Source organism: Streptomyces sp. NPDC040610, assembly GCF_055594065.1.
Genome location: NZ_JBVIXA010000001.1, coordinates 967,433 through 987,675 on the forward strand (window position 1 = coordinate 967,433; position 20,243 = coordinate 987,675).

General features: G+C 70.3%; 19 protein-coding genes. 8 read left to right on the top strand and 11 right to left on the bottom strand.

The features are described from left to right. Positions 1-273: 273 nt before the first annotated feature. Positions 274-669 carry a superoxide dismutase, Ni gene (sodN, locus tag ACZ6AA_RS04345; protein ID WP_468452587.1) on the bottom strand — a complete coding sequence of 132 codons (396 nt, stop codon included), beginning with the start codon at positions 667-669 and terminating at the stop codon, positions 274-276. 166 nt (positions 670-835) lie between these two features. Here sodN and sodX point away from each other — a divergent pair, with 166 nt between their 5' ends. Beyond that, the gene (gene sodX, locus ACZ6AA_RS04350) at positions 836-1,297 is read left to right on the top strand and encodes a nickel-type superoxide dismutase maturation protease (protein WP_190114389.1); all 462 of its coding nucleotides are present in this window, start codon (positions 836-838) and stop codon (positions 1,295-1,297) included. Here sodX and ACZ6AA_RS04355 read toward each other — a convergent pair. Beyond that, a complete protein-coding gene (locus tag ACZ6AA_RS04355) occupies positions 1,201-1,830 on the bottom strand; it encodes a CGNR zinc finger domain-containing protein (protein ID WP_468452585.1) in 630 nt (209 codons plus the stop codon). The genes sodX and ACZ6AA_RS04355 overlap by 97 nt on opposite strands. 117 nt (positions 1,831-1,947) lie before the next feature. On the opposite strand from ACZ6AA_RS04355, the gene ACZ6AA_RS04360 reads away from it, so the two are divergent. Next, on the top strand, positions 1,948-2,721 hold the full coding sequence (locus ACZ6AA_RS04360; protein WP_468483976.1) for a class I SAM-dependent methyltransferase: 774 nt from the start codon (positions 1,948-1,950) through the stop codon (positions 2,719-2,721). A gap of 106 nt (positions 2,722-2,827) precedes the next feature. On the opposite strand, the gene ACZ6AA_RS04365 is transcribed toward ACZ6AA_RS04360, so the two are convergent. The 3 genes from ACZ6AA_RS04365 to ACZ6AA_RS04375 are packed head-to-tail and all read right to left on the bottom strand — an operon-like array spanning position 2,828 to position 5,533. Then, entirely contained in the window at positions 2,828-3,589 is a 762-nt protein-coding gene (locus tag ACZ6AA_RS04365; protein WP_289945932.1) for an amino acid ABC transporter ATP-binding protein, read from the bottom strand. After that, the gene (locus tag ACZ6AA_RS04370) at positions 3,589-4,536 is read right to left on the bottom strand and encodes an amino acid ABC transporter permease (RefSeq protein ID WP_471456180.1); all 948 of its coding nucleotides are present in this window, start codon (positions 4,534-4,536) and stop codon (positions 3,589-3,591) included. The genes ACZ6AA_RS04365 and ACZ6AA_RS04370 overlap by 1 nt, the downstream gene beginning before the upstream one ends. A gap of 37 nt (positions 4,537-4,573) precedes the next feature. Continuing rightward, on the bottom strand, positions 4,574-5,533 hold the full coding sequence (locus ACZ6AA_RS04375; RefSeq protein WP_468452577.1) for an ABC transporter substrate-binding protein: 960 nt from the start codon (positions 5,531-5,533) through the stop codon (positions 4,574-4,576). A gap of 564 nt (positions 5,534-6,097) precedes the next feature. On the opposite strand from ACZ6AA_RS04375, the gene ACZ6AA_RS04380 reads away from it, so the two are divergent. From ACZ6AA_RS04380 to ACZ6AA_RS04395, 4 genes are all read left to right on the top strand, one after another. After that, complete coding sequence (locus ACZ6AA_RS04380) at positions 6,098-7,312, top strand: NAD(P)-dependent malic enzyme (RefSeq protein ID WP_380847990.1); 1,215 nt, start codon at positions 6,098-6,100, stop codon at positions 7,310-7,312. Between the two features lie 369 nt (positions 7,313-7,681). Next, entirely contained in the window at positions 7,682-8,644 is a 963-nt protein-coding gene (locus ACZ6AA_RS04385) for a zinc-binding dehydrogenase (RefSeq protein ID WP_471456183.1), read from the top strand. A 130-nt stretch (positions 8,645-8,774) separates the two neighbouring features. Beyond that, complete coding sequence (locus tag ACZ6AA_RS04390) at positions 8,775-8,984, top strand: helix-turn-helix domain-containing protein (RefSeq protein WP_030687611.1); 210 nt, start codon at positions 8,775-8,777, stop codon at positions 8,982-8,984. Beyond that, positions 8,984-9,544 (top strand): Clp protease N-terminal domain-containing protein, encoded by a 561-nt coding sequence (locus ACZ6AA_RS04395; RefSeq protein WP_471456186.1) that lies wholly within the window; start codon positions 8,984-8,986, stop codon positions 9,542-9,544. Before ACZ6AA_RS04390 ends, ACZ6AA_RS04395 begins: the two co-directional genes overlap by 1 nt. A gap of 405 nt (positions 9,545-9,949) precedes the next feature. On the opposite strand, the gene ACZ6AA_RS04400 is transcribed toward ACZ6AA_RS04395, so the two are convergent. Together ACZ6AA_RS04400 and ACZ6AA_RS04405 are read right to left on the bottom strand one after the other, a co-directional pair. Continuing rightward, complete coding sequence (locus ACZ6AA_RS04400; RefSeq protein ID WP_468452571.1) at positions 9,950-11,053, bottom strand: PadR family transcriptional regulator; 1,104 nt, start codon at positions 11,051-11,053, stop codon at positions 9,950-9,952. Between the two features lies 1 nt (position 11,054). Next, entirely contained in the window at positions 11,055-12,053 is a 999-nt protein-coding gene (locus ACZ6AA_RS04405) for a DUF4097 family beta strand repeat-containing protein (protein ID WP_468452569.1), read from the bottom strand. Between the two features lie 161 nt (positions 12,054-12,214). On the opposite strand from ACZ6AA_RS04405, the gene ACZ6AA_RS04410 reads away from it, so the two are divergent. Beyond that, positions 12,215-13,090, top strand: a complete 876-nt coding sequence (locus ACZ6AA_RS04410; RefSeq protein ID WP_468483974.1) for a hypothetical protein — start codon at positions 12,215-12,217, stop codon at positions 13,088-13,090. A 28-nt stretch (positions 13,091-13,118) separates the two neighbouring features. Here ACZ6AA_RS04410 and ACZ6AA_RS04415 read toward each other — a convergent pair whose 3' ends face one another. Further along, positions 13,119-13,751 carry a TetR/AcrR family transcriptional regulator gene (locus tag ACZ6AA_RS04415; protein WP_468483973.1) on the bottom strand — a complete coding sequence of 211 codons (633 nt, stop codon included), beginning with the start codon at positions 13,749-13,751 and terminating at the stop codon, positions 13,119-13,121. A gap of 191 nt (positions 13,752-13,942) precedes the next feature. Between ACZ6AA_RS04415 and ACZ6AA_RS04420 the strand changes: the two genes are divergently transcribed. Continuing rightward, the gene (locus ACZ6AA_RS04420) at positions 13,943-14,899 is read left to right on the top strand and encodes a TIGR03620 family F420-dependent LLM class oxidoreductase (RefSeq protein WP_471456190.1); all 957 of its coding nucleotides are present in this window, start codon (positions 13,943-13,945) and stop codon (positions 14,897-14,899) included. 16 nt (positions 14,900-14,915) lie between these two features. Here ACZ6AA_RS04420 and erm read toward each other — a convergent pair whose 3' ends face one another. From erm to ACZ6AA_RS04435, 3 genes are all read right to left on the bottom strand, one after another. Then, positions 14,916-15,686: a 23S ribosomal RNA methyltransferase Erm gene (erm, locus tag ACZ6AA_RS04425; RefSeq protein ID WP_471456192.1), complete on the bottom strand. Its 771-nt coding sequence runs from the start codon at positions 15,684-15,686 to the stop codon at positions 14,916-14,918. 279 nt (positions 15,687-15,965) lie between these two features. Continuing rightward, positions 15,966-16,148, bottom strand: coding sequence for a DUF6104 family protein (locus ACZ6AA_RS04430; protein ID WP_003961784.1), 183 nt, complete (start codon positions 16,146-16,148; stop codon positions 15,966-15,968). A gap of 153 nt (positions 16,149-16,301) precedes the next feature. Then, the gene (locus ACZ6AA_RS04435) at positions 16,302-20,111 is read right to left on the bottom strand and encodes a multifunctional oxoglutarate decarboxylase/oxoglutarate dehydrogenase thiamine pyrophosphate-binding subunit/dihydrolipoyllysine-residue succinyltransferase subunit (protein WP_468452559.1); all 3,810 of its coding nucleotides are present in this window, start codon (positions 20,109-20,111) and stop codon (positions 16,302-16,304) included. Between the last annotated feature and the right edge of the window lie 132 nt (positions 20,112-20,243).

Consider the following 20,243-nt stretch of genomic DNA (forward strand, 5'->3'; position numbering starts at 1 on the left):
ATGTCCTCGTATCGGGGGGTGATTCCTTCCTGGTGGGACATGGACGTCTGCCGCATCTGGGGGCTCCTGGTTCCTTCGGCCGGTGGTGTGGTGACGGGGTTACTGCAACAGGCGGGCCGGGGGGGCGGGCAACCGATTTACGTCCGCCGTGACGGCGACGGCGGAGAAGGCGGCGGCGGAGAAAACGACCGCACCCGGCCCGTCGGGCCCGCCGAAAACGGCGACCCCGGGGACCGGGTGCGGTCAGGTGGGCGCAAGGCCCGGGTGCCTGGATCAGGCCTTCTTGGTCTCCCAGAAGATGCGGTCGATCTCGGCGATCAGCTCAAGGGCCTTCTCACCGGTCTTCGGGTCCGCCGACCCCTTCGCGGCCGACAGGGCCTTGAGGGTGTCGTTGACCAGCGTGTGCAGCTCCGGGTACTTCTCGAAGTGCGGGGGCTTGAAGTAGTCGCTCCAGAGCACCGACACGTGGTGCTTGGCGAGCTCGGCGCGCTGCTCCTTGATGACGGTGGCGCGAGCCTGGTAGTGCGCGTCGTCGTTGGCGGCCATCTTCTCCTGCACGGCCTTGACCGACTCCGCCTCGATGCGGGCCTGGGCCGGGTCGTACACGCCGCAGGGCAGGTCGCAGTGTGCGCTGGCCTTCACCTTGGGGGCAAACAGGCGGGAGAGCATTGAGCTGTCCTTCCTCGTGATCGTCTTCTCAGGTGGGACATTACTCCGTGAGAGACCTGTTTTCGCGAGTGCCCCCATGGGCTTAGGACAAAAGTCCAGGGTCACACTGGAGACGGTGGAGGATGGGACCGGGAGGCCGGTGGAGGATGGGACCGGAGGTTGTCTGATGCCGGAGACGACGGCAGACGGGCGGGAGACACGCGTGCCGTTCCAGCTGATCGAGGTCGACGGGCCGTCCATGGTGCCCACGCTGAATCCGGGGGACTGGATGCTGGTGCGGCACGGCGCCCGGGTGCGCCCCGGTGACGTGGTGATCCTGCGTCATCCGCTGCAGCAGGATCTGCTGGTGGTCAAGCGTGCCGTCGAACGGCGCGACGGCGGCTGGTGGGTGCTCGGCGACAATCCGTACAACGCGGGGGGCGACAGCACGGTCTACGGAGTCGTGCCGGAGGAGCTGGTCCTCGCGCGCGTGCGGGCGCGGTTCCGGCCGCTGAGCAGGTTCCGCGAGGAGCGTGAGGCGCGCGGGCGGCGTCAGCTCTCGCTCGCCGCGCTGGTCTCCTGGACCTTCTTGGCAGTGCGTCCCGTGCTCGCCGACCGCTCGCTCTCCAGGCGCTTGCGCGCGCGGTAGGCCGCGACGTTCGCGCGCGTGGCGCAGCGGTCCGAGCAGTAGCGCCGGGAGCGGTTGGTCGAGGTGTCCAGGTAGGCGTTGCGGCACGGCGCCGCCTCGCACAGGCCGAGCCGGTCCACGCCGTACTCCGTGAGGTGGAAGGCGAGGCCCATCGCGGCGATCGCCGCGTACCCGGCGGTGACGTTCGACGGGTGGTCCGCCAGGTGCATGTGCCACAGGGGGCGGCCGTCGTCGTCCCTGTAGTCGTGGCCGGAGATCTGGGGGCTCACCGGGAACTCCAGGAGCAGTGAGTTCAGCAGGTCCACGGCCAGCGTCTCGTCCCCGCCGTCGGCCGCCTCGAAGACGCCCCGCAGCCGTGCCCGCACCGAGCGGAAGCGCGTCACGTCGGAGTCCGTGGCGCGCCGCGCGGCCTGCTGGTTCTCGCCGAACAGCTCGCGGATCGTGTCCACGGAGGTCAGCGAGTCCTTGTGACGAGCCGGTTCCTCGGTGTTGACCAGGCGCACGGCGTAGTCCGAGTAATAGGCCAGTTCCACTTGTAGTCCTTACGGGGGCGGGCTATCTTCGTTCTCGTGCGAGGTAACAGTCGCTTTTCGTTCGCGGGTGTTACTCGACGAGATTAGTCGAGCGTAGTACGGGACGGAGGTCTTCCGGTGACGGAAACGACTAGCGGTACGGGGTTCGGAACCGACTGGCGTGCCTGGCAGGAGAGTTGGGATCGGCAGCAGGAGTGGTACATGCCGGACCGCGAGGAGCGGTTCCGCGTCATGCTCGACATGGTCGAGGCCCTCGTCGGCCCGGAGCCGCGTGTCCTGGACCTCGCGTGCGGTACGGGAAGTATTACGGACAGACTCCTCCAAAGGTTCCCGAAGGCCACCAGCACGGGCGTCGACCTCGACCCGGCACTCCTCGCCATCGCCGAGGGCACCTTCGCGGACGATGACCGCGTCACCTTTGTGACCGCCGACCTGAAGGACCCGGGCTGGACGTCCCAGCTGCCCCACGACTCGTACGACGCCGTCCTCACCGCGACCGCCCTGCACTGGCTGTTCAGCGAACCGCTGGCCGCGCTCTACGAACAGCTCGGCGGGATCGTGGCCGACGGCGGCGTCTTCATGAACGCCGACCACATGCCCGACCCCACCACCCCGCGCATCAACGCCGCCGACCGCGAGCAGCGGCACGCCCGCCAGTCCGCCGCGAAGGCCGCCGGTGTCCTGGACTGGGCGGACTGGTGGGGGCTCGCCGCCAACGACCCGGTGCTCGCCGAGCCCACCGCCAAGCGGTTCGAGATCTACGGAGAGCACGCCGACGGCGACACCCCGCCCGCCGAGTGGCACATCCGCACCCTCCGGGAGGCGGGTTTCGCCGAGGCGCGCACGGTGTGGTCGTCGCCTTCGGACGCCCTGGTCCTAGGCCTCAAGTAGGGAATCCAACTCTCCTACGTAGAGGGGCGGTACGGGTCATCACCCGTACCGCCCCTCTACGTAGGCAACGATTTCCGTCCCTGAGGCCTCTGCCGGTGCTTACGCCCTACAGGACCTTCGACAGGAACGACTTCGTCCGGTCGTGCTGCGGGTTCGTCAGGACGTCCCGCGGGTTGCCGGACTCGACCACCACACCGCCGTCCATGAAGACCAGGCTGTCGCCGACCTCGCGGGCGAAGCCCATCTCGTGGGTGACGACGACCATCGTCATGCCGGACTCGGCGAGGTCGCGCATGACGTCGAGGACGTCGCCGACCAGCTCAGGGTCGAGCGCCGACGTCGGCTCGTCGAAGAGCATCAGCTTCGGGTCCATCGCGAGCGCGCGGGCGATGGCCACGCGCTGCTGCTGGCCGCCGGAGAGCTGCGAGGGGTAGTTCTTCGCCTTGTCGGCGAGCCCGACCCGCTCCAGGAGCTGCCCGGCCCGCTCCCGCGCGGCCGCCTTCGGCTGGCCCTTGACCTGGACCGGAGCCTCCATGACGTTCTCAAGGGCCGTCATGTGCGGGAACAGGTTGAAGCGCTGGAAGACCATGCCGATGTCCCGGCGCTTCATGGCGACTTCGCTGTCCTTGAGCTCGTACAGCTTGTCGCCCTTCTGCCGGTAGCCGACCAGTTCTCCGTCGACGTACAACCGCCCGGCGTTGACCTTCTCCAGGTGGTTGATGCAGCGCAGGAACGTCGACTTGCCGGAGCCCGACGGGCCGATGAGGCAGAAGACCTCGCCGGACTTCACCTCCAGGTCGATGCCCTTGAGGACCTCGACGTGGCCGAACGACTTGTGGACGCCCTCGGCCTTGACCATGGCGGTCATCAGCGGACACCTCCCGCGCGGTTACTCAAGGACAGCATGTTGGCCTTGATCTTCATCCAAGGGGTGTCGGGCAGGGCGCGCGAGGAGCCGCGCGCGTAGTACCGCTCCAGGTAGAACTGACCGACGCTGAGGATCGACGTCATGATCAGGTACCAGGTGGCGGCCAGGAGCAGGGTCTCCACCGTCGCGCCGGACGAGGTGCCGATGTCCTGGGCGTACCGGAGGAGCTCGTAGTACTGCACCGCCGCGACCAGCGATGTCGTCTTGAGCATGTTGATGACTTCGTTGCCCGTCGGCGGCACGATCACGCGCATCGCCTGCGGGATGACGACGCGGCGCAGCGTCTTGTTGTGGCTCATGCCGAGCGCCTGCGAGGCCTCCGTCTGGCCCTCGTCGACCGACAGCAGGCCCGCGCGGCAGATCTCCGCCATGTACGCGGCCTCGTTCAGACCGAGACCCAGGAGCGCCGTCAGGAACGGCGTCATGAAGTCCGACCACTCGTCCTTGTAGATCGGACCGAGGTTGATGTACTCGAAGACGAAGCCGAGGTTGAACCAGATGAAGAGCTGGACCAGGACCGGCGTACCGCGGAAGAACCAGATGTAGAACCACGCGATCGACGAGGTCACCGGGTTCTTCGACAGCCGCATCACCGAAAGGACGATGCCGCCGACGACGCCGATGAGCATCGAGAGGACCGTGAGGATCAGGGTCTCCCGGACGCCCTTCATGATGCGTTCGTCGAAGAAGTTGTCCGGGATCGCGTTCCAGTTGATGTCGCCATTGGCGAACGCCATGACGAGCGCGGCGAGGACGCCGATGGCGAGGACGGCGGCGACGTACCGGCCGTAGTGGCGCACCGGAATCGCCCGGATCGCCTCGGGGGCGGAGCGCGGTGGCTCATCCTTGGGCGCGGAATCGCCCGACTTGCTGATGTCCGTTGTCACGGGTGTGGCCTTTCAGCGACGAGATGACGAGACGCGGTCACTTGCCGCCGTTGATCTTGGCTTCCTTGACTGCGCCTGCGTCGACGCCCCACTTCTTGATGATCTTCTCGTACTGGCCGTTCGCGACGATCGCGTCCAGCGCCATCTTGATCGCGTCACGCAGCTTGGGGTTGTTCTTGGCGATCGCGATGCCGTACGGAGCGGCCTCGACCTGCTCGCCCACGAGCTGGAAGTCCTTGCCGCCGCCGGAGGTCTTGACCGCGTACGCCGCGACCGGGAAGTCCGAGGAGCCGGCGTCCGCGCCACCGGAGCGCAGCCGGGTCTGGGCCTGCTGGTCGTTGTCGAAGGACTCGATCGAGATCTTGCCGCTCTTGCACTTCTTCGACTCGGCCTTGGCCATGTCGTGCGAGACGGTGCCGCGCTGGACCACGATCTTCTTGCCGCAGAGGTCCCCCCAGGTCTTGATGCCCTGGTCGTCGCCCTTCTTGGTGTAGATCGAGACACCCGCCGTGAAGTAGTCGACGAAGTCGACACCGGTGCCGACCTTCTTGCCGGTCTCCTCGTCGATGCCTTCCTGGCGGTTCTTGGTGTCGGTCATGGCCGACATGGCGATGTCGTAGCGCTTGGAGCGCAGACCGCCGAGGAGCGTGTCGAAGGTGCCGTTGTCGAACTCGAACGTCACACCGAGCTGCTTGCCGAGCGCGTCGGCGATGTCCGGGTCGATACCGACCGTCTTGCCGTCCTTGTCCTTGAACTCGACCGGCGGGTAGGCGATGTCGGAGCCCACCTTGATGACGCCCTTGTTGCGGATGTTCGCGGGCAGCTCGTCGGAGAGCGGAGCGCTGACGACCTTCTTGCCGCCCTCGTCCTTCTTGTCCGTCTGGTCGCCGCAGCCGGTGAGCAGCAGCGTGCCGGCGACCGCGATCGCGCCGACAGCGACGATCCGGGACTTCGCGGACTTCGCGGCGGTCGTGCGACGAATGGTGCCTGCGGTCATAGGGGTTCCTCCGGCGGATGGGGGAGCAGCCATGCGGTCGTGCACACACCTTCGGGTGTCGCGACCTCGTGTGATGAGGCATCTTGCCATTCGGACAGCCCGATTCTGGGGGCTGGAGATGTCAAAATCGGATAACGGGCGATCGGCAAACCCCAACAGCCCGGTGCGTGACGGTCATTGCCGTGCGGGTGCGAACGGTCGCCAACCATTTGATAACCACCCAATCTCGCCATGCGGACTTCGGGGGTGGAGATTTCTTAACAATACGGACATTTTACCTCTGTGGTCCAGGGGATACCTGCCGTTCACATCGATCTGACACAGATATGGCTCGTCGGCGGTCGGAGGCATCCGGTAGAAAAGACGGTTACACCCCTCATCCGGGGCCCAGGGCACGTGTGCGGCGTGCCCGCGCGTTCGTACGTACCTCCCGTACCGCTCCGCCGACAGGCGGGGAGCCAACGGCCGCAAGGCCCGCGGGCTCAGCACGGACGCGGTTCCCGCCCCACTTCTCCACCAGGAAGTGGTTCACCCTCAACCTGAAGAATTAAGGGGTCAGACACAGTGGCAGCGGAGATCGTCAATCCTCGCAGCGACAGCACAGCCGGGCACGAAGGCGCGGAGGAGCCCTTCGATCCGGCCTTCGCGCTGCACCGCGGCGGCAAAATGGCCGTTCAGGCGACCGTGCCGGTGCGCGACAAGGACGACCTGTCCCTGGCGTACACGCCGGGCGTCGCGAAGGTGTGCAGCGCCATCGCCGAGAAGCCGGAGCTCGTCCACGACTACACGTGGAAGTCGAACGTCGTCGCCGTCGTCACCGACGGCACCGCCGTGCTCGGCCTCGGCGACATCGGCCCGGAGGCCTCGCTCCCCGTCATGGAGGGCAAGGCCATCCTCTTCAAGCAGTTCGGCGGGGTCGACGCGGTGCCCATCGCGCTCGCCACGACCGACGTCGACGAGATCATCGACACGGTGGTGCGGCTCGCGCCGTCCTTCGGCGGCGTCAACCTGGAGGACATCTCCGCGCCGCGCTGCTTCGAGATCGAGCGGCGGCTCCAGGAGCGGCTCGACATTCCCGTCTTCCACGACGACCAGCACGGCACGGCCGTCGTCACCCTGGCCGCGCTGCGCAACGCCGCGCGGCTGACCGGGCGCACCCTCGGCGACCTGCGGGCCGTCATCTCCGGCGCGGGCGCGGCCGGCGTGGCCATCGCGAAGTTCCTGCTCGAGGCGGGGCTCGGCGATGTCGCGGTCGCGGACCGCAAGGGTGTCGTGTCCCGGGACCGGGACGACCTCACCCCGGTCAAGCGGGAGCTCGCGGAGCTCACCAACAAGGCCGGGCTCAGCGGCTCGCTCGAATCCGCCCTGGCCGGCGCGGACGTCTTCATCGGCGTCTCCGGCGGTACGGTGCCGGAGCCCGCGGTGGCCTCCATGGCCCCGAACTCGTTCGTGTTCGCCATGGCCAACCCGAACCCCGAGGTGCACCCCGACATCGCCCACAAGTACGCCGCCGTGGTGGCGACCGGGCGCTCGGACTACCCGAACCAGATCAACAACGTGCTCGCGTTCCCGGGGATCTTCGCGGGCGCGCTGCAGGTGCGGGCGTCCCGGATCACCGAGGGCATGAAGATCGCGGCCGCCGACGCGCTGGCCGACGTCGTCGGCGACGAGTTGTCCGCCGACTACGTCATCCCCTCGCCGTTCGACGAGCGGGTGGCTCCCGCGGTCACCGCGGCTGTTGCGGCGGCCGCGAGGGCTGAGGGCGTGGCCCGCCGCTGAGCCTCTTCAGGGCCCCGCCGTGAATTCGTTTGATCTGGCGGGATGCCGGGGGCACCCGGCATCCCGCCCCCTCGCTGTGGGCAATCGTCCCGCTGGGCGGGACGGGTGGGCACAGCGGCGGTGCCATGGGTACGGCCGCAAACGGGACTGCCCGTGCTGTGCCGGGGGCATGGGGCTGCTGCCCGGGCGGGGCGGCCAGGGTCGTGGGGCGCTGTCCGTGCCCGAAGGCCGGTTGGCGGGGCCCGAGGGTCCGTCGACGGGCCGAGGCGTGGTGCGGGGCGGGCAGGGCCCCGGCGGTGTGGGGACGCGGTGTGGGTCACACCCGTGGGACGTTCCGAAGGCCCAGGGGCCAGGCATATCGTCGGCGCCATGTTCGCTGCCTACGCCGCCCGCATCAACCGCGATCACCCCCTCACCGGCCTGGAACTGGGGGAGCGCCCGGCCCCCACCCCACGCCCCGGCTGGTCGACCGTGAACGTCAAGGCCGCCTCCCTCAACCACCACGACCTGTGGTCCCTGCGCGGGGTCGGCCTGGACGAGGACAAGCTCCCGATGATCCTCGGCTGCGACGCGGCCGGCCTCGACGAGGACGGCAACGAAGTCGTCCTGCACTCCGTCATCGGCCAGTCCGGCCACGGCGTCGGCCCGCGCGAACGCCGCTCCATCCTCACGGAGAAGTACCAGGGCACCTTCGCCGAGCAAGTCGCCGTCCCCACCTGGAACGTCCTCCCCAAGCCCAAGGAACTCTCCTTCGCGGAGGCTGCCTGCCTCCCCACCGCCTGGCTCACCGCGTACCGCATGCTCTTCACCAACGCGGGCGTACGTCCCGGCGACGCGATCCTCGTCCAGGGCGCCGGCGGCGGCGTGGCGACCGCCGCCATCGTGCTCGCCAAGGCCGCGGGCCTGAAGGTCTTCGCCACCAGTCGCGACGAGGCCAAGCGCAAGCGTGCCCTCGAACTGGGCGCGGTGGAGGCCCTGCCGGCCGGCGCCCGGCTGCCCCAGCGGGTCGACGCGGTCATCGAGACGGTCGGCGCCGCCACCTGGTCGCACTCCATCAAGTCGCTCCGCCCCGGCGGCACACTGGTCATCTCCGGCGCCACCAGCGGCGACCGCCCCTCCCACGCCGAACTGACCCGCGTCTACTTCCTGGAACTGCGCGTCATCGGCTCCACCATGGGCTCCAAGGACGAACTGGAAGACCTCCTGTCCTTCTGCGCGACCACCGGCGTACGCCCCGTCATCGACGAAGTCCTGCCCCTCGACCGCGCCCGCGAGGGCTTCGAACGCCTGGAGGCGGGTGACCAGTTCGGCAAGATCGTGCTGACCGTCTGAGGTACGGACCATCCGGGGTGCTGGCTGTCTGGGCGCTGGCCGTCCGGAGGGGCCGACCGGCTGAGGTCGTCGAGTCCGCCCACTGTCAACCATGGTTGACAGTGCGGGCTTGTCAACCTAAGTTGACAACATGACCGAAGCAACGGATCTCGCCGAGCGCGCGGGCGACCGCGATCCACGAGTCGGGCTGCGAGCCGTCACCGCCCTGCGGCGCCTTGTGGAGCAGCTCGAGGCCGTGCAGGTGCGCAGCGCGCGCCAGCAGGGCTGGTCGTGGCAGGAGATCGCCGCGGAACTGGGCGTGAGCAGGCAGGCCGTGCACAAGAAGTACGGGAGGCAGTGATGTTCGAACGCTTCACCAAGGGTGCCCGGGACGTGGTCACGGGCGCGGTCGAGGAGTCCGAGCGGGAGGGCGCCGACTCCATCGACGACGGACACCTGCTCCTCGCCCTCCTGGACCGCGAGGGTACCCGCGCTTCCTTCGCCCTGGCCGCCCTCGGCGCCGACCGGCGCCGTGCGGACATCACCCGGGCCCTGGCCGAGGCGCGCCGCCGCGGCGGCCTCACCCAGGCGGACACCGACGCCCTCGCCGGGCTCGGCATCGACGTCGAGGAGATCGTCTCCCGCGTCGAACAGGCCCATGGCGCCGGAGCGTTGGCAGGCGTGGGTGCCCGCCGCGAACGCCGCGGCATCGGCTCCTGGATCGGCCACCGCGGCTTCACCCATGACGCCAAGGACACCCTGGAACGGGCCCTGCGCATCGCCACCGCCCGCCGCGACCGCAGCATCGGCGACGAACACATCCTCCTCGCCCTGACGACCCGCCCCGGCATCGTCGCCGAGGCCCTGGCGGACCACGGGGTGACGCGGGCCGCTGTGGAACGCGTGCTGTATCAGGCCTAGGGCCCTGGGGGACCGGGGTAGGGCGGGGGCGCCGTGAGTCCAGCCGCCCGCCCCGGGCCGACACTCCGCCCGCCTGCCGCCTGCCGCCTGCCGCCTGCCGCCTGCCGCCTGCCGACGGCAGACGTCCGCCCTCCGCCGTCCGCCCACGGTCCACGTGTCCCGGCCCGGTCCGGCCAGCTGCGCGTCCCACGCTGACGCCAGTGGCACATCCCAGGCGGACGCGGCGCGCGGGCGGGCGTCGGCGCCCCTCTCCCGTCGTGGGGTGTCAGCGCCTCGCTGCCGCCCCACGACCTCCGGGCCCCACGGCCTCCGGCTCCACGGTCTCCGGGCCCACGGCCGATGCGTCCCACGGCCCGGGCTCGCCCACGGCCGACGTGCCGCGGTCGGGCGCCGGTGTACGTCGAGTCAGGACTTGGGTGACTCCGGAGCCTGGGGAGCCCGCAGGGCCACGCTGATGTGGGCCGCCGCCTCCGACAGATGGCGGCGGGCCTCGCGGAGCTGGTCCTCGGACACCCCGTGGTCGCGGGCCGCGTCGCGGATGTCGTCGCGGAAGCGGTCCAGGAGTCGCTCCAGGTCGCGCGCGGGCTCGCCGCTGGACTCCTCGTGCGCCCAGTCCGGGACGTACTCCACGGGCACCTCGTCCCGCTCGACCGTGAACACGGGCCCCGGCTCGGACGTCTTGCCGCCCGACGCCTTCTCCGACGTCCCGAAGCCGAAGTCCTTGCCGAAGTCGACCCCGAAGTCCTTGCCGAACTCCTTCCCGAAGTCGCCGAACTCCTTGGCCAGCTCGGACAGGCCCTCGCGGACGCCCGTCGGCCAGTCGCCCCGCGCGAAGTGGTCCTGCACCTGCTCCTGCACCCGCCTGGCCATGCGCTGCAGCTCCTCCTGGGCCTCCGCCCGCACCCGCTCCTGGGCGTCCTTCGCCTGTCGACGGGCCCGCTGGGCCTCCTCGCGAGCCCGGCGGCTCTCGTCCTTCGCCCGCCGCGCCTGCTCCTTCCACTCCTGCCGGGCGCGCCGGAACTCCTCCTTCGCCTGCCGCCAGCCGTCGCTGTCCGCCCAGGAGCTGTCGAAGAAGTCCGAGGGGTTCGGAAAGCCCGTGCCCGTGCCGGACGTGCTGCCGGCCCGCGCTTCCTGGGCGGCCGCCCGCATCTCCCGCCGCAACTCGCCCGCCGCCCCCTGCGCGCCGTCGCGGATCTCGGCGGCGAGCCCCGCCACCGACTCGCGGATCTCCAGCTCCAGGTCGGCCAGCTCGCCGCTGCGGTCGGCCAGCTCGGCGCGGCCCGCGTCGGTGATCGCGTACACCTTCCGGCCGCCCTCGGTGGTGTGGGTGACCAGACCCTCCGCCTCGAGCTTGGCCAGGCGGGGGTACACGGTGCCCGCCGAGGGGGCGTACAGCCCCTGGAAGCGCTCCTCGAGGAGACGGATCACCTCATAGCCGTGGCGCGGGGCCTCGTCCAGGAGCTTGAGCAGATACAGGCGCAGGCGGCCGTGGGCGAACACGGGAGGCATCTCAGAGCACCTTCTTGTCGGTCGGGCCGTCGGCGGCGTCCGTCTTCGGGGCATCGGCGGGGGTGTCCGCGTCCGGGCCGCCGGTCGGGGTGGCGGCCGGAGGGGGCGGGGTCGGGAGCGGGGAGTCCGAGGGGGGTGCGTCCCGCGAGGGCTCATCCGCCTTGTGCAGATCGTGCTGGTACAGATCTTCCTCCACCGAGGGTTTGCGCAGAAGCGCGATCGAGCCCGAGACCGTCTTCGCCCGCAGCTGGCCGCTGCCCGACCCGAGCCTGCCGCTGAGCTTCTTCGCGCCCCACTGGCCGCTGACCCGGAGGTCGTCGAAGTCGCTGGACACCGAGCCGCTCGCCGTATTGGCGCGCACCTCCGCGTGGGCCGGATGCGGGAGGCGGACCGCTATCTCGCCGGAGATACTCGTGAGCCCCACATCGGCCGAGCCGGTGGCCGGGTCCAGGTCCACGATCATCGAGCCGCTCACGGATTCGGCCCGAACGGAGGACCCGGAGCCGTCGAAGACGGTCAGGTCGCCGGAGATCGAGTCGAACCGCAGGTCACCGGTGACGCCCTGCGCCGCGACGTTGCCGGAGAACGTCTCGGCCCGGACCGGGCCGGTGAGACCCACGAGTGTTGTGTCGCCCGTGATGCCCCGCACCTCGGTGCGGCCCTCGATTCCGGTGACCACGGCGCCCGCACCGATCGCGCCCACCTCGACGCGGATCCCGGCCGGCACCGTCAGCGAGATCACCGTGTGGCGGCGGGTGCCCTGGGGGTCGAGCCACTCCAGGAAGCCCTTCCACGGCAGGTCGTCGTATGCGACGGACAAGGTGCCGTCGTGCTGCGTCACGGTGAGCGGAGGGCCCGATATCTCGGAGACCTCCAGCCTGGCCGAGTCCTCGTCTGTGCCGACGACATTCACCGTGCCGTTCACCACGCGCACGCGCAGTGTCCTCACGGGCTCGTCGAACGTCAGCTTCCTGGGCTCGGCGACGGACCACTCTGGCATGGTGGCGGACCTCCTTGAGCGGGACGGACGCGACGCGCCATATCGCGTCTCTAGTACACACGATATATCGCGGATACGGAAAGTCAAGACCTATCTCTTCTCCGCGGTCACCCGCCGTCGGCCCTGGGGCCGGAAATCATGAAATGTCCTAGCGTGGTGCCATGCCATCCGAGCCGTGGCCTCCCTCTCGGCCCTCTGACCCCGCCACCCCCTCTGACCCCGCCACTCCCGCCATCCCTGCCACCCCCGCTGATCCGACCGGTTCCGCAGGCGCGCTGCTGCTCTGTCGGGCCGGAGTGGACGCCGTCGAGACGGCCGCGCAACTGCTGCGGGAGCGGATGCTGCTCGCGCCCGCGGGGGACGACTGGAGCGTTCTCGTGCCCGAGGGCAAGCCGTGGCTGCACGGGGACGAGCAGGTCGACCGGGTGCTCACCGGCTGGGCCACCGCACTCGCCGTCGCCTCGCCGGGTCCGGTGCTCGCGCTGTGGTGGGACGCCGACCGCTCCGGCTATACGCTCGCGGCGGGCTTCCGGCGGACGGTCGGGTACGTGTGGCTGGCCAACGGCACGCCGGTCGGCGAGGACGAGGCGATGCGGTCGTTCGCCGCGCGCCTGGGCCTGGACCCGGTGCTCGACATGCAGGCCCTGGACGCGCTGTCCCGGCCGGACTCGGCGGCCGACGCGCGCGCCCGGATGCGAGGACTGCTGGCCGTCCTCACCCGGGCGGGCGTCGACCTGCCGCCCGGCCTGGGCCCCGGCGAGCCCGCCGACCGCCTCCGGGAAGTGGCCCGGGTGCTGGACGGCGTCCGCCACGTCGAGTGGTCCGGCTGGCGCGATGCCGTACGGGCGGAACTCGACGCCGTCGAGAGCGGGCCGCTGTCCCGCGCCCTGGCCGGGGCCCAGCTCGCGGTCGGCATCCTCCTCCTGCTCTGGTCCCCGCGCCGCCGCGGCGGCTGGGCGGTGGCCGGAGCGGTCCTGGTGGTGCACGGCGTACTGGGGCTCGTCCGCGAGCGGAGGAAGGCCCGGGACGGGGAGTGACGTGCGGGGTCGTCCGGACGGGAGCGGCTCAGCGAGGCTTCGTCGCGTCGAGGATCAGGGCGAGCAGTCGCTCCGGCTGCTCCGGATCGCCCGCCGGTGACGTCTGCTTGTGCGTGGTGGAGAGGGCGACCCCGACGACCAGTTGAAGCAGGTCGGCCGGGGACAGGTCGTGGCGGGCGGCGCCGGAGTCCTGGGCCCGGGTGAGCAGTGCGCCCGCCGCGTCGTGGATGCGCTGATGGCAGTCGGAGCCCAGCGCGCCGGTCGCTTCCAGTTCTTCCAGCATCAGCGCGCCGCCAAGGCCCTGGTTCACGCGCGCGTGGTCGAGGAACGCGCGCAGCCACTCCGCCAGCGCGGCGCCCGCCGAGTCGGCAGCCAGCAGCTCCTGCGCACGGGTGCACAGCGTGTCGATGCGTTCCTTCAGGACGGCTGCGAGCAGTTCGGCGCGACCGGAGAAATGCCGGTAGAGCGTGCCGGGGCCCACGCCCGCGCGGCGGGCGATCTCGTTCAGCGACGCCTCCGGGCCCGCCTCGGCGAAGGCCTCCCGCGCGGCGGTGACGATGCGTTCGCGGTTGCGGACGGCATCGGCGCGGGCGGGGCGGCCGGTCGCTATCGGGCCGGTCGCGAGGGTGGTCGACGGCGCTTGGGGCTGGGGCTGGTTCATCTCTGCGTCCCGTGGGCGTGAGTTTCCCGAGAGCGGGGCGGGATCCGGGAATCCGGGATCACGGCCGAGGGTCGGGATGGTCGAGGGGAAGGGTGAGGAGGGAGGGGGGGCTGGTCTTGCGGAGAGGTTCTCCGTATCGTACTCCGCAAGTATCCGGAGAAGTTCTCCGGTAATGGATCAGGGGTGCCGGAATGAGTGACCTCCAAGGAGACGGCGGGTTCGGCCAGGGAGCCGACGGGCGCGGCCACGTCGGCGACGGGCCCGGGCGCGCGGGCATCTGGACCTTCGCCTTCGAGGGACAGCCCGCGGGGCGGGTGCGCGAAGCGGCCGCGGAGATCGAGGAGCTGGGGTACGGGGCGATCTGGTACGGGGAGGCGTTCGGGCGCGACACGGTCGGGCAGGCCTGGCTGCTGCTGTCCGCCACCCGGCGGATCGCCGTCGCGTCCGGCATCGCCAACATCGCCTACCGAGAACCACTCGCGATGGCCAACGCCGAGCGGACCCTCGGCGAGGCGTTCCCCGGCCGCTACGTCCTGGGCCTCGGCGGGCACCGGGTCGACGACACCGCCATGGACGTGGACGGCTACAAGGTGCCCGCGCGCGGGAGGGCGGTCACGACGATGCGGGGCTACCTGGACGCCATGGACGCGGCGCCCGCGTACGGCCCCGTGCCGGACTCCGCCCCGCGTCGCCTCCTGGCGGCGCTCGGGCCGAAGATGCTGGCTCTCGCGGCCGAGCGCACCTGGGGCGCGCACCCGTACTTCGTGCCGGTGGAGCACACCGCACGGGCGCGGGACATCCTGGGGCCCGAGTCGTTCCTCGGGGTCGAGCAGGCCGTCGTCCTCGACACGGACCGCGCACGGGCCCGCGAGGTGGCCAGGGAGCACGTCGTCGGGTACCTGCGAGCGCCCCACCAGCTCGCGAGTCTGCGCCGGCTCGGCTTCCAGGAAGAGGCCGACAGCGGTGAGCCGAGCCGACGCCTGGTGGACGCGATCGTCGCCTACGGAGACGTCGACGACGTCCACGCGCGCGTGGCGGAGCATTTCGCGGCCGGGGCGGACCACGTCTGCGTACAGGTGCTGACGGCCGACCCCGGCGAACTGCCCCTGCGGCAGTGGCGGGAGCTGGCACCGGCGCTCACCCGCTGACCGGTGCCGCACCCGACTACCGCACCCGCATCCCGAACAGCTCCGCCCACTCCTCCACGCCGAGGTCCTTGGGCAGCCGTACGGCGCTGTGGCCGCCTCGCCGCGCCCACTCCTGGATCCTGTGCCGGGGCAGGTCGGGAGCCGCTGAGGCGAGGATCTGGGGCAGTCCTCGGCCCCGTCCTGTGAACACCCGGCGTACGAACTCCTGGTACTCCTGCCGCCGTGCGGACGCGACCAGCGGCCGGTCCCGACGGGTGATCGTCATCAGCCCGCCGTCGACGTTGGGGCGCGGCCGGAACGCCGCCGCGGGAACGCGGCCCTCGAGACCGAACGCGTACCAGGGCCACCACTGGGCCGTCATCAGGGTCGCCCCGCCGACCCCGGCGCGACGGCGTGCGACCTCCCACTGCACGAGCAGGACGGCGTCGGTCCAGCCCGTCGAGCGCAGGATGCGGCGCAGCATGGGAGTCGTCTCGTGGAAGGGGAGGTTGCCGACCAGGACGTGCGGCTCCGATGGGGTCCGGTAGCGCAGGAAGTCGGCGGTGACGATCGTCGTCGAGGGGGCGGTGCGCCGCCGCAGCCGTTCGGCCCGGCGGCGGTCGATCTCGATGCCCGTGAGGCGTCGGCCCAGGCGTTGCAGGGGGAGGGTCAAGGCCCCGTCCCCGGTGCCGATTTCGACGATCGGCCCATGGGTGCGGCCCACGAGGTCGACGAACGTGCTGATGGTGGAGCGGTCGGTGAGGAAGTTCTGGCCGAACTCGTGACGGCCATGGTGGTGCGTGCGCACAGGGGTCTCCGCGGCTTCGAGGTAAGCCGGGCAGCACGAAGTGCCGCTCGGCGATTACGCGTTGAAGCGGCGGGGCGTTCCAGAGTGGGATGAGGTCGGCCCGCCGCTAGGCGCGGCGGATCCTCGTGATGGCAGCGGCTGCGAATGCGCACATGGGAGGCAGCGTACGGGGCTGCCGGGTCCCCCAGGCAAGTGATTTTCGCCCAGGAGCCGTACCGACATCTCCGTAGGAGGCGCCTACTCGTCCACAGGAGGCGCCTGCTCGTCCGAACGACGCGGTTACTCGTCCTCGTCCTCGTCGTCCAGGCGCGCCAGCCACGTGGCGAGGCGCTCCACCGGGACCTCGAAGTCCGGGTTGAGGTCCACGAAGGTGCGGAGCTGCTCGGCGAGCCACTCGAAGGTGACCTCCTCCTCGCCGCGCCGCTTCTCCAGCTCCTCGATGCCACGGTCGGTGAAGTACAACGCTTGCTCCTGGTGCGGGCCGGGCCCGGGCCGGTGGCCGGGCTTCGTTCCGATTCATCGTACGGCCGTACGCCGGTGGGCCCGGCCCCCAGTCCCGTACAGGACTCGGAGCCGGGCCCACCCGACGTACCGAACGGCGGTGACCGCCGCGGACTAGGCCTCGAAGACCTCGTTCAGGAGCTGCTCCTGCTCCTGCTCGTGGCGCTTCTTGGAGCCGACCGCCGGGGACGAGCCGTGCGGCCGCGAGATGCGGCGCAGACGCTCGTCGTGCGGGATGTCGGCGCCGACCGCCAGGTCCAGGTGGTCGATCAGGTTGAGGGCGATGAAGGGCCACGCGCCCTGGTTCGCCGGCTCCTCCTGGGCCCACAGGTACTTCTCGGCGTTCGGGAACTTGGCGATCTCGGCCTGGAGCTCGGCACCCGGCAGCGGGTACAGCCGCTCGATGCGGATGATCGCCGTGTCCGTGACCCCGCGCTTCTTCCGCTCGGCCTCCAGCTCGTAGTAGAGCTTGCCGGCGCAGAAGACGACCTTGCGGACCGCGTTCACGTCCACCGAGTCGTCGCCGATGACCGGGCGGAAGCCGCCCGTCGTGAACTCCTCCGTCTTGGAGGCCGCGGCCTTGAGGCGCAGCATCCACTTCGGGGTGAAGACCACCAGCGGCTTGTGGTGCGGGTTGTGCACCTGCCACCGCAGGAGGTGGAAGTAGTTCGACGGGAGGGTCGGCATCGCGACCGTCATGTTGTTCTGGGCGCAGAGCTGCAGGAAGCGCTCCGGGCGGGCCGACGAGTGGTCGGGGCCCTGGCCTTCGTAGCCGTGCGGCAGCAGCAGGGTGACGCCGGACGTCTGGCCCCACTTCTGCTCGGCCGACGAGATGAACTCGTCGACGACCGTCTGCGCGCCGTTGACGAAGTCGCCGAACTGCGCCTCCCACATCACGAGGGACTCGGGACGCGCGAGGGAGTAGCCGTACTCGAAGCCCATGGCCGCGTACTCGGAGAGCAGCGAGTCGTAGGCGTTGAAGCGGGCCTGGTCCTCGGAGAGGTACAGCAGCGGCGTGTAGTCGTCGCCCGTGTTGCGGTCGATGAGGACCGCGTGGCGCTGACCGAACGTGCCGCGGCGGGAGTCCTGGCCCGCCAGGCGCACCGGGGTGCCCTCCAGGAGGAGGGAGCCGATGGCCAGGGTCTCGCCCATGCCCCAGTCGATCGTGCCGTCCTCGACCATGGCCGCGCGGCGCTGCAGCTGGGGCAGCAGACGCGGGTGAACGGTGACGTGGTCGGGGATGTTGACCTGGGACTCGGCGATGCGCTTGACGACCTCCTGGGAGATCGCCGTGTTGACCGCCACCGGGAACTCGGCCTGCGGCTCGGGGACCTCCGCCGGGGTGGGCTGCGAGGTGGCCTCACGGACCTCCGTGAAGACCTTCTCCAGCTGGCCCTGGTAGTCCTGGAGGGCCTGCTCGGCCTCTTCCAGGGTGATGTCGCCGCGGCCGATCAGGGACTCGGTGTACAGCTTGCGGACCGAGCGCTTCTTGTCGATCAGGTCGTACATCAGCGGCTGCGTGAACGCCGGGTTGTCGGACTCGTTGTGTCCGCGGCGGCGGTAGCAGATCAGGTCGATGACGACGTCCTTGTTGAACGCCTGGCGGAACTCGAAGGCGAGCCGCGCGACGCGGACGACGGCCTCCGGGTCGTCGCCGTTCACGTGGAAGATCGGCGCTTCGATCATCCGGGCCACGTCCGTGGAGTACATCGACGAACGCGATGACTCCGGAGCGGCCGTGAAGCCGACCTGGTTGTTGATGACGACGTGGACCGTGCCGCCGGTGCGGTAGCCCCGCAGCTGCGACATGTTCAGGGTCTCCGCGACGACGCCCTGGCCCGCGAAGGCCGCGTCTCCGTGGAGGGCGACCGGCAGAACCGTGAAGTCCGTGCCGCCCTTGTTGATGATGTCCTGCTTGGCGCGGGCGATCCCCTCAAGGACCGGGTCGACCGCCTCCAGGTGGGAGGGGTTGGCGGCCAGGGAGACCTTGATCTGCTCGCCGTCGAGGCCCGTGAAGGTGCCCTCGGCGCCCAGGTGGTACTTGACGTCTCCGGAGCCGTGCATCGACTTCGGGTCGAGGTTGCCCTCGAACTCGCGGAAGATCTGGGCGTACGACTTGCCCACGATGTTGGCGAGGACGTTCAGGCGGCCGCGGTGGGCCATGCCGATGACGACCTCGTCCAGGCGGGACTCGGCCGCGCTGTCGATGACCGCGTCCAGGAGCGGGATGACGGACTCGCCGCCCTCCAGGGAGAAGCGCTTCTGGCCGACGTACTTCGTCTGCAGGAAGGTCTCGAAGGCCTCGGCGGCGTTCAGCCGGCGCAGGATGCGCAGCTGCTCCTCGCGCTCCGGCTTGGACGCGTGCTGGCGCTCGATGCGGTCCTGCAGCCACTTGCGCTGCTTGGGGTCCTGGATGTGCATGAACTCGACGCCGGTGGTGCGGCAGTACGAGTCGCGCAGGACGCCGAGGACGTCGCGCAGCTTCATCATCGACTTGCCGGCGAAGCCGCCGACGGCGAACTCGCGCTCCAGGTCCCAGAGCGTCAGGCCGTGCTCGGTGATGTCCAGGTCGGGGTGCTTGCGCTGCTTGTACTCCAGCGGGTCCGTGTCGGCCATGACATGGCCGCGGACGCGGTAGGAGTGGATCAGCTCGAAGACCCGGGCGGCCTTGGTGACGTCGTCGTCGTGGCTGGCGTCGATGTCCTTGAGCCAGCGGACCGGCTCGTAGGGGATGCGCAGCGCCTCGAAGATCTCGTCGAAGAAGCCGTTCTCCCCGAGGAGGAGGTTCGCGACGATGCGCAGGAACTCGCCGGACGCCGCACCTTGGATCACGCGGTGGTCGTACGTCGAGGTCAGCGTCATGACCTTGGAGATGCCCAGCTTGTTCAGGGTGTCCTGGGACGTGCCCTGGAACTCCGCCGGGTAGTCCATCGAGCCGACGCCCATGATGACCGACTGGCCGGGCATCAGACGCGGCACGGAGTGGACGGTGCCGAGGCCACCGGGGTTGGTCAGGGAGACCGTGACGCCGGTGAAGTCGTCCATGCCGAGCTTGCCGTCGCGGGCGCGCCGGACGATGTCCTCGTAGGCCTGCCAGAACTCGAAGAAGTTCAGGGTCTCGGCCTTCTTGATGCCCGCTACAACCAGTTGGCGGTCGCCGTTGGGCTTCACCAGGTCGATGGCGAGGCCGAAGTTGATGTGCTCCGGCTTGACCAGCGTCGGCTTGCCGTCCTTCTCCACGAAGGAGTAGTTCATCGACGGCATGGCCTTGATGGCCTGCACCATCGCGTACCCGATGAGGTGCGTGAAGGAGATCTTCCCGCCGCGGGCACGCTTCAGGTGGTTGTTGATGACGATGCGGTTGTCGAACAGCAGCTTCACCGGGACCGCGCGCACGGACGTGGCCGTGGGCACCTCCAGGGAGGCGTTCATGTTCTTCGCCACGGCCGCGGACGGGCCGCGCAGCGGGACGTACTCGGGACCCGCCTTCTCCTTGGCGTCCGCGGCGCCCTTGGCGGGCTCCGCCTTCGCGGGCGCGGCCTTGGCGGCTGCGGGCTTCGCGGGGGCGGGAGCCGGGGCCTGCGCCGCGGGAGCGGCTGCGGGCTGCGCTGCGGGAGCGGCCGGGGCTGCGGGCTTCGCGGCGGCCGGGGCCGGGGCCGGGGCGGGGGACGTGGTGGACGCGGCCCCCGCGGCCGCGTCACCCGCCGGCTTGGCCGGTGTGGCGGCGACGGAGGCGCCCACGCCCGGCTTGTAGTCGGCGAAGAAGTCCCACCAGGCACGGTCGACCGAATTCGGGTCCTGGAGGTACTGCTGATAGATCTCGTCGACGAGCCACTCATTGGGACCGAACGCGGCAGCAGGGTTCTTGCCCTGCGCTTCTTGGTCGGTCGAAGTGCTCGAGTTACTGGGGGACTGTGGCGACACGGCGGCAACCGCCCTCTTCCGCTTCACAAGGTGATGGACAGCGGAAATAAAGGCTACGCCTCCAACGACGCGCAGTGCAGACCGGGCCGGTCATCCGTCGCGTAAGTCACACCGGGAAGCTGGTTTCGGGGC